This is a genomic window from Shewanella sp. 433 (assembly GCF_059338565.1).
On record NZ_CM181703.1, the window covers coordinates 3652400 to 3668610 of the forward strand.

The following is a 16211-nucleotide window of genomic DNA, read 5'->3' on the forward strand; positions in this document are numbered from 1 at the left end:
AACGCCAGCGCAGTGCTGGCGTTATGATTGCTACCCGCTGCGAGTCACTTCCCATAATCACTTTTCATAGCAACGTCCCATCGCAAAGAGCTGCAGACTCAGCGCCTCCCTGCGGCCCTTTTACTCGGGTCGATACCCATGTTGTGGTCACTCAGAACAGCGAGCCACCTAAGACAATTTACCTCACTTACGGGCAAGCATGCTAAACGGGCCCCATTCGATTATTGTCATAATATGCTGATATACTGATGCGATTGGTCAATAACCCACAGTGTTCATGTCACTCTCTCCACGCCAACGATTCGCCCAATTACAAAGTGAAGCCCATTTTGTTGACGACCCCCACCAGCGAGCCGCCATCGAACAGTTAGAGCACCTGTATCAACAACTCCACAGCCAAACGCCGCACATTAACGGCCTCTATCTATGGGGAAGTGTCGGTCGCGGTAAGACCATGCTGATGGATCTATTTTGCCAGAGCCTGCCCGCCAATATGCCACTTAGGCTGCACTTTCACCGTTTTATGGCGCGAATGCATCAAGAGATGCGACTCGAACAGGGCCAGCAAAACCCGTTAGAGCGGATTGCCCAGCGCCTCGCTAAGCAGTGCAAGGTTATCTGTTTCGATGAGTTTTTTGTTGCCGATATTGGCGATGCGATGATTTTAGGCAAGCTGTTTGAGGCCTTATTTCGCCGCGGTATCGTGCTGGTTGCGACCTCTAATACCCCCATCGATAAGCTGTATGAAAACGGCTTAGCTCGCGAGCGTTTTTTACCTACCATCGACCTGCTCAATAAGCATACTCAAGCGTTCCATCTTGACGGCCCGCTCGATCATCGTCTGCGGCAATTAACTTATCAACAAACCTACTTTTACAACCATGCTGCTCGGTTTGACGCACTGTTTGAACAACTGCGTGATGACACTGAGGTACAAACCCAGCCGATCCAGATCTTAGGTCGACAGATCCCGGTAATAAAACGCACCCGCAGCACACTTTGGCTAAGCTTCGATGCCCTCTGTGATGGGCCGCGATCTCAACTGGATTATATTGAGCTAGCCAGTTGTTATCGCACTATTTTACTCAGCGACATTCCGCCGCTGGGCGGAGCGCCGCGCTCATGGATACGCGCCCGGGGCACCGAAGATGGCGCACAGGCCACCCAGACTGGCGAGCGGCAGTTACACTACGCTGCCAATGACGATCCGGCGCGGCGCTTTATCGCCTTGGTCGATGAGCTTTACGATCAACAAGTACAGCTGTATTTACATGCCGCCCTGCCACTGGAGCACCTTTATACCCCAGGGGCATTGGCCTTTGAGTTTAAGCGTACCCAGAGCCGGCTGATTGAAATGCAATCACGCCAATATTTAACCGCTACACTTAGCGCTGTCGATAAGAGCGATCACTAGAGACGCGATATGCAAGCAACCATTGATATTAGTTGGGTAGATTTAACGCTGTTTATGCTGCTACTCAGCATCCCAGCAACCATTAATCACTGGCTACAATTGGGGATCGGCCGTGATATTGGCATTGCGGTGCTGCGTATGACGCTGCAACTCCTGCTGGTGGGGATCTACTTACAGTTTTTGTTCGATCTCAACAGTGTCTGGCTCAACTTGACGTGGTTAGCAGCCATGATGTTAATTGGTGCGAGTGCCATTTTAGGCGGCGCAAAATTGCCTAAGCGGGTGCTATTTTTGCCCATGCTAGCCAGCGTCAGCCTGTCGTTATTGCCGGTATTGGCCATTTTACTACTGGGATTACTGCAACCCACGCCCACCTATAGCGCCCAGTATTTGATCCCGCTGGCTGGTATGTTATTAGGCAATAGCCTCAGCGGCAATATCGTTGCCCTGCAGCGCCTATTTAACGCTTTAGAGGAGAATCGCAGTGAATATGAAGGCCGCCTAGCCCTGGGGGCGCGGCCAAAACAGGCCGCTAAGCCTTTTGTTCAACAGGCATTACGCCAAGCGTTAGCGCCCATATTGGCCTCGATGAGCACCACAGGATTAGTCACCTTACCCGGCATGATGACAGGGCAAATATTGGGCGGTAGCGATCCTATGCTGGCGATCAAATATCAGCTGATCATCTTACTGGCCATATTTATCATGCTCAGCTTATGTGTCACCCTCGCCCTCAGCTTGTCGGTTAACTATAGCCTCAATGCCAGCGGTAAACTGTTACTGCGGCGTATTCCATCTGACTAGCGACCGAGTATCAATCTGGTTATTGCGACTCATCACTTCCGAGGACTTGCTCATAGATAGACAGTACCCGCTGGGTATGAGACGCCACCCGCTCCAGCGGCAGCTGGCCGGGTGCTTGCTGTAATGTCAGTCGGTGACTTTCATCACGCAAAAAGCAATAGGCTTGAGTCAAATGTTGGGCACTGAGATGCGCTAATAACTCTAACTCTGAAAGCGTTTCAAAAATGCGCACATTATCAGACCAGGTTGCTAACTCAGGGTGGGTATAGGTATGCGCTAAGACTAGGTATTGGGCAATGAACTCGATATCGGCAATGCCACCGGGACTTTGTTTTAAATCGAAATAACCCGACTCAACTTTCAACAGGTGAGCACGCATTTTCTGGCGCATCTCTCGCACCTCTTTCGCCAGCTGGTTATTATCGCGTGCCATCGCCAGCACATCGCGGCGCAGCTCACTAAAGCGCACCGCCAAGGCATTATCACCAAATAGGAAGCGTGCACGTACTAAGGCTTGATGCTCCCAGGTCCAAGCTTCCTCTTGTTGATAGCGCCCAAAATATTCAATTTCACTCACCAGTAAACCCGATGCGCCCGAGGGACGCAGGCGCATATCGACTTCGTACAGTTCACCCGAGGTGGTACGAGTTGAAAACAGATGTAACACTCGCTGGGCCAGCTTTAAGTAAAAATGACCAATATCAACAGGGCGATCGCCATCGGTTTGGCTACTCTGTGGATATTTTTCGCGGCTATAGTCATGCAAAAACACTAAATCAAGATCTGAGCCATACCCCAGCTCTATGCCACCGGCTTTACCATAACCTATCACGGCAAAGCCCATCTGCTCGCCTTGCAAGTGGGGCGGCACCCCATGGCGCGCCACGACCTGTTGCCATGCCTGCTGAATCACCTGCTCGATGATCGCCTCAGCCAAAAATGTGAGATGATCGCTCACCTGCATCACAGGCAATACGCCGGTGACGTCGGCGGCGGCAATTTTTAACTGCTGCGACAATTTAAACTGCCGTAAGGCTTCCATTTGCTGCTCCATATCCTCTTCGGGAACCCGCAGTAAATATTGGCGTAACTCACTGGGGTAATCGTCGAGCGATGTGGTGTCATACAGCTGCGATGGGTCGATAAGCTCATCAAGCAACATGGGAAATTTGGCTAACTGCTGCGCGATCCACGGACTGGCCACACACAGACTCACCAATTGCTGGCGCGCACCGGGGTTTTCAAACAACAGCTCTAAATAGGTAGTGCGAGTTAAAATTTGATCCAGCACCTTAGAGACCGGCGTAAAGGCCTTAGACGGTGCCGCCAGATGAGTGAATTCCTGCAACAGCAAAGGCATTAATTTATCTAAGGTGTCTCGTCCACGTGGACCTATTGTGCGTTTAGCAACTGTCTCGCGCCAACTTTTTAACGCTGGCCATAAGGCGAGATCGGCAATGCTTTGTTCTTCCATCAGGCTATGTGCATCGTCATCGTCTTGCACATTCCATAACTGTTGCGTCCACAGATCGCAGATCTCTTCGGTATCTTGGCCACCGACGGTGTCGTTAAAATAACGGTGAATTTTACTCATCGCCGCATCGATATGGCTGCGAAGTTCAGCCTCATCCGTCATGTCCATGGCAAAACAGAGACGCTGCCAATCGAGTTCGCTGCTAGGTAAGGTCTGAGTTTGATGATCGCCAATGGCTTGTAATAAGTTTTCGACACGCCTTAGCAGTTGATAGCTGTTTTTCAGCTCATCGACCGCCAAATATTCAAGTTGGCCTAAGTGGTACAGCGTATCGATGGCAGCAAACAGACTCTGCTGGCGCAACGCGGGCTCACGGCCGCCGCGAATTAATTGAAAGCTTTGCACCACAAACTCCACTTCACGGATCCCACCAGCGCCCAGCTTGATATTGTCGGTCAACTTACGCCGGCGCACCTCTTGGCTGATCAGCTGTTTCATCTTACGCAGTGACTCGATGGCCGAGAAATCTAAATAACGCCGATAAACAAACGGGCGTAACATGTCATGTAGCTCATCAGAAAACGCGTTCCACGGCCCCAGCGCGCGGGCTTTCACCATGGCGTAGCGCTCCCAGTCTCGGCCCTGCTCTTGGTAATAATCTTCAAGGCCGCTAAAACTGACCACCAAGGGGCCGCTCTCGCCATAGGGACGCAGACGCATATCGACTCGATACACAAAGCCATCGACCGTCACTTGGTGAAGTAAATTCACTAAGCGCTGACCCATACGAATAAAAAATTGTTGATTGTCTAAGGCGCGCCGACCACCACGGGTCTCGCCATGTTCGGGAAAGGTAAAGATCAGATCGATATCGGAGGAGAAATTAAGCTCACGTCCCCCCAGCTTGCCCATGCCCAAAATCATCAAGGGCTGCGCAACCCCTTCGCTATCGCATGGCGTACCATGTTGCGTGCACATTTGCTGATAAAGCCAATCGCGCGCCGCAATAATGAGCGCTTCGGCTAGCGCCGATAAATCGAGTAGGGCTTCATTGAGTGAGGCATAGCCTTGAAAATCACGCCAGGCCAAACGCACCATTTGCCGATTGCGATAGCGGCGCAATATGGCTTTGACCTGCTCTTCATCGCTAGCACCCGCCAACAAGGAGTTTAACTCGTTGCTGAAATCGGCACGGTCTAGGCTTGCTAATTGCCCTTCAAATAACGACATGATCCAGTTTGGGTGGCGGCAAAGCTGCTCGGCGACAAAGTCACTTAAACCGAGCATCTGGCGTAATTGTGCCTCTTGCTCTGTTGTTAACTGCTCAGACATATCAGGCCAAACGTCAGTCAGGCGTTGCCATTGCAATTCTGCGGCTTGCTTAACCACTGCGGGTAACGGGTGATGCGTGATATTTTCCATAGCCTAAACAATCCCTAACATTTAAACATTCGACATAATATGTCTCGAATGATATAGATATGCGTTAATTCGCGCGATATGGCTTATCGAGCCCTGTGCCGCAATAAAAAGGGCCGCAGGAGACGAAATTGATCGCGTTTAAGGGTTACTATAACCCAACTAGTCGCTATATTATGCAAAGAAGTGCTCAACGGTTCATCCTTTATCCGTTGTAATCTAACCTTATGTTTATGGAGAAAACATGGCAGTAATGCTAATGCGCATTCTCACCCTGACCTTACTGCTGACCTTAACGGGCTGCGGTGATGACAGGCCAGAAAAAATCGCAAAATTTCAACAGCTCGCCCAAGAGCGCATCAATAATCTGGGTCAGATGCTCGACAATGGTGAGATCCGTAATGCCAACCTACTCAGGCAGTATGTTGAGGTGCTCGAAGGACAAAAAACCGATCTCGCCCCACTGCTGCGCGAGTTAGCCAAAGATGCAACGTCAGCCGGGCCTATGTATACCTCGCTGCAACGACGCCTTAACGAGCTCAGTGATGGCAATAACTTTGTCGATCTGGATCAACAGCTCAGCGAAGCAGAAAACCTCTATCAAGCCGCCGATCCTAGCCTGTTTAACGATATGCTGTCGGATCCGGTTAATGTGGTCGCCGATATGTCAGATGGCGCCTTGGCACGGGTCAATGCCATCAGCCGTGAGGCGGCAGTACTGGCCAATGGCGCCGAAGATTTTGGTGCAGGCAGTCAACTGGTTGGTAACCCCGCCTACGGTAATTGGCAAACAGGCTCCGACGGCATGTCGTTTTGGGCCTGGTATGGCATGTATGCCATGTTCTCTAATCTGGTGCGCGGCCCAGTGTATTACGACCGTTGGTCGAGCCGCCGTAACTACAGTTATTACAATGATGTCGGTCGCTACCGTTACACATCACCGAAACAAGCTCAGGCGCAGAATCAAACCTTTGAGCGTACCAAAAAGCAGTTTAATGCCCAGGGGAAAAAGTTCGACAGCCCCTATGCCAAGCCGCGTGCAGGTTCTACTAGCTTGTCACGCCAAAGTGCCAGCGTGCCTAAAGCCAGCACGGCTGGCCGCAGCAGTGGCAGTAAATTTCGCTCTAACTACTCCAAAAACAGCAACTTTAGAAATTCAGGCAGTCGCACGACACGCGGTGTCCGTCGGGGCAAATAAAGGAAATTAAGATGACAATATTGCAACACTTCGGTATCACCACCGAACTGGCCATCATTTTGGGGATCGATCTTGCTATCGCCATTATCCTCCTTACGGCGATACGCTACCTGCAGGGCTGGACCGTTAAGGTGAACAGCACCCATGAACTGTCTGAGCGCGATAATTTTGCCTTTGGTATCAGCACCGCTGGCGCAGTGGCAGGCTTAGGCATAGTGCTAACGGGCGCCATCACTGGTGAGGCGGCCGAGTCATACTGGGTTGAAGCTATCGGCATGAGTGCCTACGGCATCTTCGGCTTAATGCTGATCAAACTGGGGCGCTTTTTACACGATAAGATCGCCCTTAACGAGATTGATAAAAACGCCCTCATCATTAAGGGTAATATTTCGGTGGCAATTGTCGATGCCACCGCAGCCATCGCCACTGCCATTATTATTCGCGCCGTACTGATTTGGGCTGAAGATCTGACTCTAGATACCTTTATCGCTATCTTTAGTGCATTTGCTATTTCACAACTCATGTTGGTGTTACTCACCCGCATCCGTGAAAAAGGCTACGCTAAACGCCACCAAGATACCTCGATGCAACAAGCCTTAGCTCAAGGTCAAACCGCATTAGCCATTCGCCACAGCGGCTATATGTTAGCGATGGCGCTGAGCTTTAATGCCGCCAGTCACTTTATTATTTTTATCCCCGATGCCTATATCAACAATATTATTGGCTGGTTAGTGTTTTCGGTGATCATGCTGCTGGCGCTCTCTTTGCTGCAAGCCTTAGTGAAAAAGTTAGTCTTAGCTAACATCAATTTGGCCGAAGAGGTGGAGCTGCAACACAATGTGGGGATCGCCACCGTTGAATTGGCCATTAGCGTGGCTATCGCCCTTATTTTAACCAGTTTGATGGTGTAATCTAACCACACCAGCAAGGATGTAATGCACTCTTCTCCCACGACTGCGCCAACCTCGGTTGGCGCCAAAAAACTCACCTGGTTTGACGATCTACTGTTGCTGGGCATCATGGCCGTACTGGCTGGCTGCGGTCTGATTTACGAATACTTATTGTCTCACTATGCCGGGCGAGTGCTCGGCGCATTAGAAGCCGCCATCTACACCATGATTGGCCTAATGATCGTCTCCATGGGTATTGGCGCCTTTGCGGCGCGAAAAATTCGCTGCGCTTATACTGGCTTTGCGATTTTAGAACTCAGTGTCGCCCTGTGCGGCGCCTTGGCGATTTTAATCACCGCCGCCGTCATCGGCTTTGGTCAGCAGCTGCCGATGCTGATCGCTAACACTATCGGCCTGCCACCCGATCAGCTGCCTCAAGGCGGCTTTATCGGCAGCTTGCAAAAACTAAGTGAGTATCTGCCCTATTTTTGGGGAGTATTGCTGGGCTTGATGATCGGCATGGAGATCCCGCTGATCGCCAGAGTCAGACAATCCCTGTGTGAAGCCCATTTGCTGCACAATGCTGGCACCATTTATGGCGCCGACTATATTGGCGCAGGGGTAGGCGCGGCGATTTGGGTGACATTGATGTTAGCCATCGATATTCAACTGGCGGCGGCCTTAACCGCCAGCTTTAACCTGCTCGCAGGCTTCATCTTTATTTGGCGCTTTTGGGATAATATCACTCACGCCAAATTACTGCTCGCTGGCCATATTATCGCTAGCGGCTTGTTAGTCCTGCTCGCCAGCCATGGGCCGCAGTGGGAGCAACAATTTAATAACTTGCTCTACAAAGATAAAGTGATCTACGCCAAGGCGACTCGCTTCCAACAGCTAACCTTTACCGAACGCTTACGCGGAAATGATCTGCCCCCGGTGTATTCGCTTTACATTAATGGCCGGCTGCAGTTTTCTAGCCAGGATGAGCATATCTACCATGCGTTTTTAGTTCATCCGACACTCGAAGCCAGTGCGCGCCATGACAAGGTGCTGATAATTGGCGGCGGCGATGGCTTAGGCTTACGCCAAGTCCTCAAGTGGCAACCCCAGCAGGTGACACTTATGGATCTGGATGCGGACTTAGTGGCGTTATTTAAAAACCCCAATGACGCCATGCCGACGCGACTGCGTCACGCCTTGCTTAAGCTCAATAATGATGCGCTCAACGACAAGCGGGTCGAGCTGGTCTTCGATGATGCCTTTAATGGCGCCGATAAACTGATCCGCCGCGGCGATAAATTTGATGCCATTATTGTCGACCTACCCGACCCGAGCCATCCGGATCTCAATAAACTCTACTCCGACATGTTTTACCTTAAACTCAAAGAGCTACTGAGCGCAGACGGCGCAATTACGATCCAATCGACCTCGCCCTATCATGCCCCTAAGGCGTTTATTTCTGTGGGTAAGACCCTCGCCAGCGCAGGGTTTAATATGCAGCAATATCACCATAATGTGCCCAGTTTTGGCGAGTGGGGCTGGAGTATCGCCACCCTTGCAGGCAAAGCGCCACGTGAGCGTCTGCAAGCGCTGGCCCAGTTATCGATAGAGGAAGCTTGGTTAACGCCGGGGCTTATCAAAGGGGCATTTGAGTTTCCTGGCAACTATTATCAACACGCCGATGAGGTAAAAGTGAATGAGATTGGCTCAATGCAGCTGTATCAGTATCATCAACAAGCTTGGTCTGAAAATGAAAATCTAACCCTATTTTGAATCGTAAAATAGCGCTTGACATATTATGTCTCAGTGCTATCTTTAACCGCAGACATAATATGTCAAAGAGGACAACTATGAACATTCACCAAATTGCCAACCACCTCAATGATCTTGGCGACAATAGCCACACTGGCTTTCAGTTTGATTGCTATCCCATTGACGGTGATGTTGAGGTGTTACAAGTCAATATTGTTGGACGTGAAGAGATACCGTTATTTGTGTCGGTCACAGAGAATCAGGTGCTGTGCATCAGTTATCTGTGGGGCGAAGATGAAGTAAAACCCGAGCGTCGCAGCCAGATGTTCGAAACCATGCTAGAGCTTAATATTCCCATGCCGCTGTCCTCTTTTGCCAAAATTGACGACAAATACGTGGTGTACGGAGCGCTGTCGGTCAACTCGAGCATGAAAGAAATTGAACAAGAGTTATCGGTACTGTCGGATAACTGCTTAGAAGTGATCGATGAACTCAGCGAGTTCTTAAACTAGATTCAGACCAAATTAACTTGTGGTAACTGTGAGCGAGACATTCGGTTTTTAGCACACGATTACACTGTAGAGGAGTCTCATAATGGGCATTCTAAATAAGATTTTAACCGCGTTTCGCGGCGGCGCGACCGAAGTGGGCCAAAGCATTGTTGATGCCAACTCCACGCGTATTTTTGAGCAAGAGATCCGCGATGCAGAAAAGCACCTCACTAAGGCTAAGCGTGAGCTAACCGATGTGATGGCTAAAGAGATGCATGCTAGCCGCGAAATCGACCGTCTAAAACGCGCTGTCGCCGAGCATGAAGGCTATGCCACTCAGGCGCTAGAAAAAGGCAATGAAACCCTGGCGCTAGAAGTGGCCGAGAAGATAGCCCAACTAGACCAAGAGCTTGCCGAACAGCAGACGGCTAACGATAGCTTTAGTGCTCATGCGACCCGACTCAAAGAGTTAGTGCGTAAAACCGAGCGCCAGCTGGCAGATTATCAGCGCCAACTCAGCATGGTTAAAACCACTGAGAGTGTACAAAAAGCCACGGCAACCATTACCGACTCATTTGCCAGCAGCAACTCAAAACTACTGAACGCTAAAGATTCACTCGAGCGCATTAAAGCACGTCAACAACAGTTTGACGATCGCTTAAAGGCCTCTGAAACCTTAGCCGAAGAGAACAGTGATAAATCGCTACAGGCCAAATTAGCCGAAGCGGGCATTGGCGAACAGAAATCCAATGCCAATGCGGTACTCGAACGCCTTAAAGCGCGCAAGTAATCGCTGTTAAGTTTGCTACAAAGCACTTTGGGGCTTGCCTTAAGGTGCTTTTAGCCATTTTCGTTAGTGTTAGGAGTATCTCATGGGATTCTTAAAAGGGCTCTTTAGTAAAAAAGCCCCAGCGCCACGTCAACTAAGCCACCCCAATCATCTCCAGCTTGGCGATATGATCACCCTCGATGACAGCTTTGCCCTGCCCGAACAACTGCGCGGCCAACAACTGCGTGTCGAAGCGGTCAACACCTATGAATTTGAACGTCGACAATCGACCGAATGGGTGTTAAAAGGTCATGGCAGTGAAACCCTGTTTTTATCACTCGACGAAGATGATGAAACTCATCTGTGTTTTGCCCTAAAAATCACCCGCAGCCAAGTTGAACAAATTGTCGACCTTGACCAATTTAGTGATATTTTTGAAGAAGATGTTCAGGCAAGCCTCAATATACTGCCCACAGCACCTGAATCACTGAACGCTTGGTTAGGCAGCCAATATCATCAGATTAACTTTGCCCAATTTGGCTATTTTCACCGTCAAGATTATCGTGGCATGACACCTCCCCAAGACGAAGATACTAATAGTGGTGAGCCATTTGAGCTGTATCAACTACTCGACGATGAAGAACGTTATGGCATTGAAGTCGAGGTCTATGAAGGCGGTGAGACCGATGTCATGTTGACCCTGTATCGCCCATTGAGTGATATTCGTGAATACTGGCCAGGCAAGTAATAAGCGCAGCAGCGCTAAATCCGCAGCCCCCTTAGCGACTTGCCGCCCAGCAGAGGTAACGATAGATGAGTAAAATTAAACAACCGCTCCCGGAGCAGTGGTTACAAAACCAAAAGGCCGCCAAGGCCACGCAAGTGGCATTCGATCTAGATGAAAAGTTTCAATACTCCATCCGAAAAGCGGCACTGGATGCTGGGGTTAGCCCCTCGGATCAAATCCGCACTATCTTAGGATTATCGGTCACTAAACGCCCCAAACGTCCAAGACTCACGGTATCGCTCAGCCTAGATGATTACCAACTACTGGCGCAAAAATACAACCTGCCCCCTAACGAACAGCTGGAAATAAAACGCCGGGTGTTGGATGACTTGGTTCATTTTGTTGGAGAAAACGAATAAGATTGTGTCTCATATACAACACAAAAGGGCGCGAGATTAACCTGCGTCCCGTTTAGGGAACCATTTTATGGCAGAGAAAAAACGTTGGTTACCGCCAATGGAGCAGGCCCCATCACCGTTTCAGCTAGCCATGATGGCGCTATCATTAATCTCTGTGGTCGTGGTATTGATGCTCACTTTTGCCAAGCTCGACACTGAAACTCGCCGACTGCTATTATTTGTCGATGCCAGTATTTGCACCATTTTCATCAGTTATTTTTTCATCAATCTGTTTCGCGCCGACGATAAGCGTCACTATATCAAACACAATTGGATCGATCTTGTTGCCAGTATCCCGGCGATTGAACCGCTGCGCATGGCAAGGTTATTTCAGATCTTACGGGTGATTCGCCTACTCAGAATGACCCGCTCAATCATTGTGCCCATGATGAAACAGCGACGTCAGGCGACGCTTGCTAGCCTACTAGTGGCCTTGGTCACCTTACTCACCTTCGCCTCAGTATTGATATTAATTGTAGAAAGTGGCGAGCCTGGGTCGAATATCCATACCGCTGAAGAGGCCATCTGGTGGGCGCTGGTAACTATTTCCACCGTAGGTTATGGCGACCATTATCCGGTCACCACCATAGGCCACTTTATCGGCGGTCTAGTCATAGTGTGTGGTGTGAGCTTTTTCGGGGTGATATCGGGCTATATGGCCTCGATTTTTATCGCTCCCGATGAGTCAGAAAAGTTAGATACTCAGAGCGAAGAAATTCGTAGTGATCTTCATCATGCCCTGCAACGAATGGAGCAAAACCAAGCCATACTGCTACAAGAGGTGGCTGAACTTAAACAACAGCTCCAGCAAGACAAGTCGCTCAAACAAGATAGTCCCCCCCCAGATAGCCAACATGGTTAATGCTAAGGGGTTGGCCAGCCATATCAGCATTAAACCACAAAGCTCAACACCGCCAATGCCAACATAAGCCCAATTAAGGCTTGGGAGCCCAAGCGCTGACACCAAGCCTTAGCCGGAATTAACGCCAGTAAGGCGTTACCTTAAGGGCTGAGCGGCGCGAATGTTCCATCGCCACCAATAAGCTCTGTTGTTGCTCATCGAGCCAAGGCTGAATCGCCACATTGTGCGCCTTAGCCAGCTTTGCTAAACATTGGTAGGCAATTAAGCTGCTGATCCCTTGGGCTAAATCATGCCAAGGAGCGTTAAATAGCGCTCTTGATTTGACGCGATACAAGTCGCCATAAGCGATGCCCACTAAGTGACTTTGCTCTAACGCCTTACCCAGCGAGAGCAAGTCATCACGGTTTAATGCCGTCTCAGACGACATCATAGTACTCACTTGCCGCCATGAATCTTCTAGCTGGATATTGGCAAATTGCACCAGCTCAGACGAGAGATTAAGCGGCAGTAAGCCTTCGCGATAGGCAAATAATAAGTTAACCAACTTGAGCTGCAGATGGCCATAATTGGTATCTGCCAACATAGTTTGCATCATGCCGGGTAAATCCAGTGCAACTAAAGCCTCGGTGATTAATGGCTCAACCCCCTCCATCTGCGGCAGCGTCGCTAACAGAGTGTCGCTTTGAGTTAATAAGGTGCTGTAGCCTAAAGCTGTATCCACTGGGGCCAGATGTTGCTCTATGCGCGCAAAAGCCTGTGATAAGGGCTCATCTAACAGACCAAATGACATCAAAGTAGAGCGCAGCAGCCTGATACAGGCGCGCAGCCGATATACCAGTTCTGGTTGCTCAACACACTCGGTGGACGCTAACACCATGGCTTCAAGCAATTGCCAACGCTCCAGCCCAATACTAAGCACAGTTAATAATGCCTGTTTTGGCGTTGCCTTATCGCTTAAGGCGATAACATCAAGCGCCTCTAACTGCTGTGGGCTTGCCATCGCGGCCAAGCGATACCCTCGCTGCGCCTTACTGGCTCGCCCCAAACGCGCAGAGACCTGCTCGGTGACTTGCTCGCCCAATGTCAATAACGCCTGCGTCTGGCCAGCAAGCAGCTCAAACTCGATTTCACATATAGGTTCACTGACACCATTGGCAGTGATAGTGCCAATATCTAAGGCCACCTCAACCAAGCTATCTTGCAGATAAATATGCCAAATCATCCGGCTAAAATCGGTATCAAATAGCGAGTTTAATTGGCGCTGCACTTTATCGATGTCAGCACCTGCTGGCCAAATTTTAGGCGGGAAGCGTGATAAATCGACCTTAGGTTGATCGATATCAATATTGTATTCGGGGCGAGAATGCACTCCGCCCACAACACTGCCCGCAGTCTTGATAGTCTGCTCATAATGGCCATCGTAACCGCGAATACGCAGCCCCATGTCCCATTGCCGCAGCTGTAAGTCTGGGGTATCAAAATAACTATTACTGAGATGTTTTACGCCTTTTGACTCACTATGAGGTAAACTGTTTAGCAGTGACACCAAGGCTTGTCGTTCTTTTTGTGGGAAAAATAGTTTAAGTTCTATTTCGGCTACCATTCGCCAATTGCTCACTTTTTGATTAATAAATTCGCTTCTGTAATGCAGCTTTCATTATTATTTAATGAAAACGTCATAATGTAATATTGCTGTCACAAAAGCACTTTAGGATTACGCTTTGCAGTTTCTATATAACTCGTTAGAATAAAAACTGTCAGTTTTTATATAAAAACACAGTTTCAATACGTGGACGCTTGGGTTAACATGCGCCCGCATTTTCCAACAGTGGAATAACCTAAATAGGTACACGGCAATGCCAGTAAACTCTATTTTGGGCGTGTTTGCAAAATCGCCAATCAAACCGTTACAAGAGCATATCGATAAAGTGCACTATTGTGCGTCGATACTTGTACCATTTTTTGAAGCAACTGTCGCAGGTGACTGGGACAAAGCCGTTCAACTTCGTAAGCAAATTAGCCAAGCGGAACGTGAAGCGGATGATCTTAAAAGAGAGATCCGTCTGACTCTTCCTGGTGGCCTGTTTATGCCAGTTGAACGAACTGACTTACTGGAGCTACTTACCCAGCAAGATAAGATCGCTAATAAGGCGAAAGACATTTCAGGCCGCGTCATTGGCCGTCAACTACTTGTCCCCGCAGCTATACAAGAACCCTTCACCGCCTATTTACAACGCTGTATTGATGCTGTTGTGCAGGCTAAGGAAGCCATTAACGAACTCGACGACCTACTAGAAACAGGTTTTCGTGGGCGTGAAGTCGATCTTGTAGCTAAGATGATCAGTGAACTCGACCAAATCGAAGAGGACACAGATGATCTACAAATCAAAATCCGTCGCCAGTTATTTAGCATTGAAAATGAGCTAAATCCTATCGATGTGATGTTCCTTTATAAGATAATTGAGTGGGTTGGTGACTTAGCAGATCTTGCTGAGCGCGTCGGTTCTCGCTTAGAGCTAATGTTAGCTCGCGTCTAAAAAACAAGTTATCAAGGTATCAACATGGTTGATGTATTAGTCACCAACGGCCCATGGCTTATTGCTATTGCGGCCGCATTTGGATTTTTAATGGCGTGGGGTATCGGCGCAAACGATGTCGCCAATGCAATGGGAACCTCTGTAGGTTCAAACGCGATCACCATTAAACAAGCGATCATTATTGCAATGATCTTCGAATTCGCTGGCGCCTATCTTGCCGGCGGTGAAGTTACCAGCACGATTCGAAAAGGGATCATCGATTCAGCGTATTTTGTCGACTCACCCGAGTTATTGGTTTACGGCATGATTGCGGCGCTATTAGCTGCAGGTATCTGGTTAGTGGTTGCCTCGGCATTAGGATGGCCAGTATCGACGACTCACTCAATTGTGGGCGCGATAGTGGGGTTTGCCTCGGTCGGAGTGGGTGCTGACTCAGTGGCTTGGGGTAAGGTGTTTGGCATTGTGGGCTCTTGGGTGGTCACGCCAGCCATCTCCGGTTTTATCGCCTTTATGATATTCCAAAGCGTACAAAAGTTGATTTTCAATACCGAAAATCCGCTTGAAAATGCTAAACGTTATGTGCCGTTCTACATGGGTTTAGCTGGCTTTGTCATGTCACTTGTGACCATCAAGAAAGGGCTAAAGCACGTTGGTTTGCATTTCAGTGATGTTGAGTCTTATGCATTAGCCATAGGCATTGCCATCCTTGTTGGTCTTGGCGGTATGGTGGCGATTAAACGTCTGAAGATGAGCGACAAAGCCGATCGTCAAACCCAGTTTGGTAACGTTGAGAAAGTGTTCGCCATCTTGATGGTGGTTACCGCTTGTTGTATGGCATTTGCGCACGGCTCTAATGACGTTGCTAACGCCATTGGCCCACTGGCCGCGGTTGTTTCTGTGGTCAACAGTGGCGGTGAGATCAGCAGCAAAGCCCCATTGGTATGGTGGATCCTACCTTTAGGTGCCGTGGGTATTGTGATGGGTCTGGCTATCTTTGGTAAGCGCGTTATGCAAACCATAGGTAAAAATATTACCCACCTTACTCCTAGCCGTGGTTTTGCCGCCGAGCTAGCAGCCGCATCTACCGTGGTTATCGCCTCGGGCACCGGTTTACCTATCTCTACCACGCAAACCTTAGTGGGTGCAGTATTAGGTGTGGGGATGGCACGTGGTATTGCCGCTATCAATATCGGTGTGGTACGTAACATCGTGGTATCTTGGGTGGTCACTTTACCTGCTGGTGCGGGTCTATCGATCATCTTCTTCTTTACCATCAAGGGTATTTTCGGCTAATCGCTTGATAGTATTGATAGCACCACTAAAAGGAAGCCTTAAGGCTTCCTTTTTTATGGCCGCCACATGGGCCTACTACATAGCCACAGAGCCTACAACCACACACCATGATTGATCTCTGTC

General features: G+C 49.3%; 14 protein-coding genes. 12 read left to right on the forward strand and 2 right to left on the reverse strand.

The window, feature by feature from the left end; translation table 11 throughout:
- The first annotated feature begins 277 nt into the window (after nucleotides 1-277).
- Nucleotides 278-1414 (forward strand): cell division protein ZapE, encoded by a 1137-nt coding sequence (gene zapE / locus AC5YB1_RS16205; RefSeq protein ID WP_494520011.1) that lies wholly within the window; start codon nucleotides 278-280, stop codon nucleotides 1412-1414.
- A 9-nt stretch (nucleotides 1415-1423) separates the two neighbouring features.
- Entirely contained in the window at nucleotides 1424-2218 is a 795-nt protein-coding gene (locus tag AC5YB1_RS16210) for an ABC transporter permease (RefSeq protein ID WP_494520012.1), read from the forward strand.
- 19 nt (nucleotides 2219-2237) lie between these two features.
- Here the strand turns inward: AC5YB1_RS16210 and glnE are convergent, their stop codons facing one another.
- Nucleotides 2238-5114 (reverse strand): bifunctional [glutamate--ammonia ligase]-adenylyl-L-tyrosine phosphorylase/[glutamate--ammonia-ligase] adenylyltransferase, encoded by a 2877-nt coding sequence (gene glnE / locus AC5YB1_RS16215; protein WP_494520013.1) that lies wholly within the window; start codon nucleotides 5112-5114, stop codon nucleotides 2238-2240.
- Nucleotides 5115-5355: 241 nt separating this feature from the next.
- On the opposite strand from glnE, the gene AC5YB1_RS16220 reads away from it, so the two are divergent.
- The 8 genes from AC5YB1_RS16220 (at nucleotide 5356) to AC5YB1_RS16255 (ending at nucleotide 12258) form a co-directional block, all read left to right on the forward strand.
- Nucleotides 5356-6309 carry a hypothetical protein gene (locus tag AC5YB1_RS16220; protein WP_494520014.1) on the forward strand — a complete coding sequence of 318 codons (954 nt, stop codon included), beginning with the start codon at nucleotides 5356-5358 and terminating at the stop codon, nucleotides 6307-6309.
- Nucleotides 6310-6320: 11 nt separating this feature from the next.
- Nucleotides 6321-7220, forward strand: coding sequence for a DUF350 domain-containing protein (locus AC5YB1_RS16225; protein ID WP_494520015.1), 900 nt, complete (start codon nucleotides 6321-6323; stop codon nucleotides 7218-7220).
- 24 nt (nucleotides 7221-7244) lie between these two features.
- On the forward strand, nucleotides 7245-8972 hold the full coding sequence (locus AC5YB1_RS16230; protein ID WP_494520016.1) for a polyamine aminopropyltransferase: 1728 nt from the start codon (nucleotides 7245-7247) through the stop codon (nucleotides 8970-8972).
- A 77-nt stretch (nucleotides 8973-9049) separates the two neighbouring features.
- A complete protein-coding gene (locus AC5YB1_RS16235; RefSeq protein WP_110455921.1) occupies nucleotides 9050-9463 on the forward strand; it encodes a YjfI family protein in 414 nt (137 codons plus the stop codon).
- An 82-nt stretch (nucleotides 9464-9545) separates the two neighbouring features.
- Nucleotides 9546-10232 (forward strand): PspA/IM30 family protein, encoded by a 687-nt coding sequence (locus AC5YB1_RS16240; protein ID WP_494520017.1) that lies wholly within the window; start codon nucleotides 9546-9548, stop codon nucleotides 10230-10232.
- Between the two features lie 82 nt (nucleotides 10233-10314).
- Entirely contained in the window at nucleotides 10315-10959 is a 645-nt protein-coding gene (locus tag AC5YB1_RS16245) for a hypothetical protein (protein ID WP_494520018.1), read from the forward strand.
- 65 nt (nucleotides 10960-11024) lie between these two features.
- Nucleotides 11025-11357, forward strand: coding sequence for a hypothetical protein (locus tag AC5YB1_RS16250; RefSeq protein WP_494520019.1), 333 nt, complete (start codon nucleotides 11025-11027; stop codon nucleotides 11355-11357).
- A gap of 67 nt (nucleotides 11358-11424) precedes the next feature.
- A complete protein-coding gene (locus tag AC5YB1_RS16255) occupies nucleotides 11425-12258 on the forward strand; it encodes an ion transporter (protein ID WP_494520020.1) in 834 nt (277 codons plus the stop codon).
- Nucleotides 12259-12376: 118 nt separating this feature from the next.
- Here the strand turns inward: AC5YB1_RS16255 and AC5YB1_RS16260 are convergent, their stop codons facing one another.
- Complete coding sequence (locus AC5YB1_RS16260; RefSeq protein WP_494520021.1) at nucleotides 12377-13861, reverse strand: CYTH domain-containing protein; 1485 nt, start codon at nucleotides 13859-13861, stop codon at nucleotides 12377-12379.
- Between the two features lie 253 nt (nucleotides 13862-14114).
- Here AC5YB1_RS16260 and AC5YB1_RS16265 point away from each other — a divergent pair, with 253 nt between their 5' ends.
- Both AC5YB1_RS16265 and AC5YB1_RS16270 read left to right on the forward strand, forming a co-directional pair.
- Nucleotides 14115-14795: a TIGR00153 family protein gene (locus AC5YB1_RS16265; protein ID WP_110455915.1), complete on the forward strand. Its 681-nt coding sequence runs from the start codon at nucleotides 14115-14117 to the stop codon at nucleotides 14793-14795.
- 24 nt (nucleotides 14796-14819) lie between these two features.
- The gene (locus AC5YB1_RS16270; RefSeq protein ID WP_494520022.1) at nucleotides 14820-16088 is read left to right on the forward strand and encodes an inorganic phosphate transporter; all 1269 of its coding nucleotides are present in this window, start codon (nucleotides 14820-14822) and stop codon (nucleotides 16086-16088) included.
- Nucleotides 16089-16211 lie beyond the last annotated feature (123 nt).

What these genes read in the sequence shown, in the direction of transcription:
- zapE (WP_494520011.1), top strand. Translation starts at nt 278, where the DNA reads ATGTCACTCTCTCCACGCCAACGATTCGCCCAATTACAAAGTGAAGCC.
- AC5YB1_RS16210 (WP_494520012.1), top strand. Translation starts at nt 1,424, where the DNA reads ATGCAAGCAACCATTGATATTAGTTGGGTAGATTTAACGCTGTTTATG.
- glnE (WP_494520013.1), bottom strand. Translation starts at nt 5,114, where the DNA reads ATGGAAAATATCACGCATCACCCGTTACCCGCAGTGGTTAAGCAAGCC.
- AC5YB1_RS16220 (WP_494520014.1), top strand. Translation starts at nt 5,356, where the DNA reads ATGGCAGTAATGCTAATGCGCATTCTCACCCTGACCTTACTGCTGACC.
- AC5YB1_RS16225 (WP_494520015.1), top strand. Translation starts at nt 6,321, where the DNA reads ATGACAATATTGCAACACTTCGGTATCACCACCGAACTGGCCATCATT.
- AC5YB1_RS16230 (WP_494520016.1), top strand. Translation starts at nt 7,245, where the DNA reads ATGCACTCTTCTCCCACGACTGCGCCAACCTCGGTTGGCGCCAAAAAA.
- AC5YB1_RS16235 (WP_110455921.1), top strand. Translation starts at nt 9,050, where the DNA reads ATGAACATTCACCAAATTGCCAACCACCTCAATGATCTTGGCGACAAT.
- AC5YB1_RS16240 (WP_494520017.1), top strand. Translation starts at nt 9,546, where the DNA reads ATGGGCATTCTAAATAAGATTTTAACCGCGTTTCGCGGCGGCGCGACC.
- AC5YB1_RS16245 (WP_494520018.1), top strand. Translation starts at nt 10,315, where the DNA reads ATGGGATTCTTAAAAGGGCTCTTTAGTAAAAAAGCCCCAGCGCCACGT.
- AC5YB1_RS16250 (WP_494520019.1), top strand. Translation starts at nt 11,025, where the DNA reads ATGAGTAAAATTAAACAACCGCTCCCGGAGCAGTGGTTACAAAACCAA.
- AC5YB1_RS16255 (WP_494520020.1), top strand. Translation starts at nt 11,425, where the DNA reads ATGGCAGAGAAAAAACGTTGGTTACCGCCAATGGAGCAGGCCCCATCA.
- AC5YB1_RS16260 (WP_494520021.1), bottom strand. Translation starts at nt 13,861, where the DNA reads ATGGTAGCCGAAATAGAACTTAAACTATTTTTCCCACAAAAAGAACGA.
- AC5YB1_RS16265 (WP_110455915.1), top strand. Translation starts at nt 14,115, where the DNA reads ATGCCAGTAAACTCTATTTTGGGCGTGTTTGCAAAATCGCCAATCAAA.
- AC5YB1_RS16270 (WP_494520022.1), top strand. Translation starts at nt 14,820, where the DNA reads ATGGTTGATGTATTAGTCACCAACGGCCCATGGCTTATTGCTATTGCG.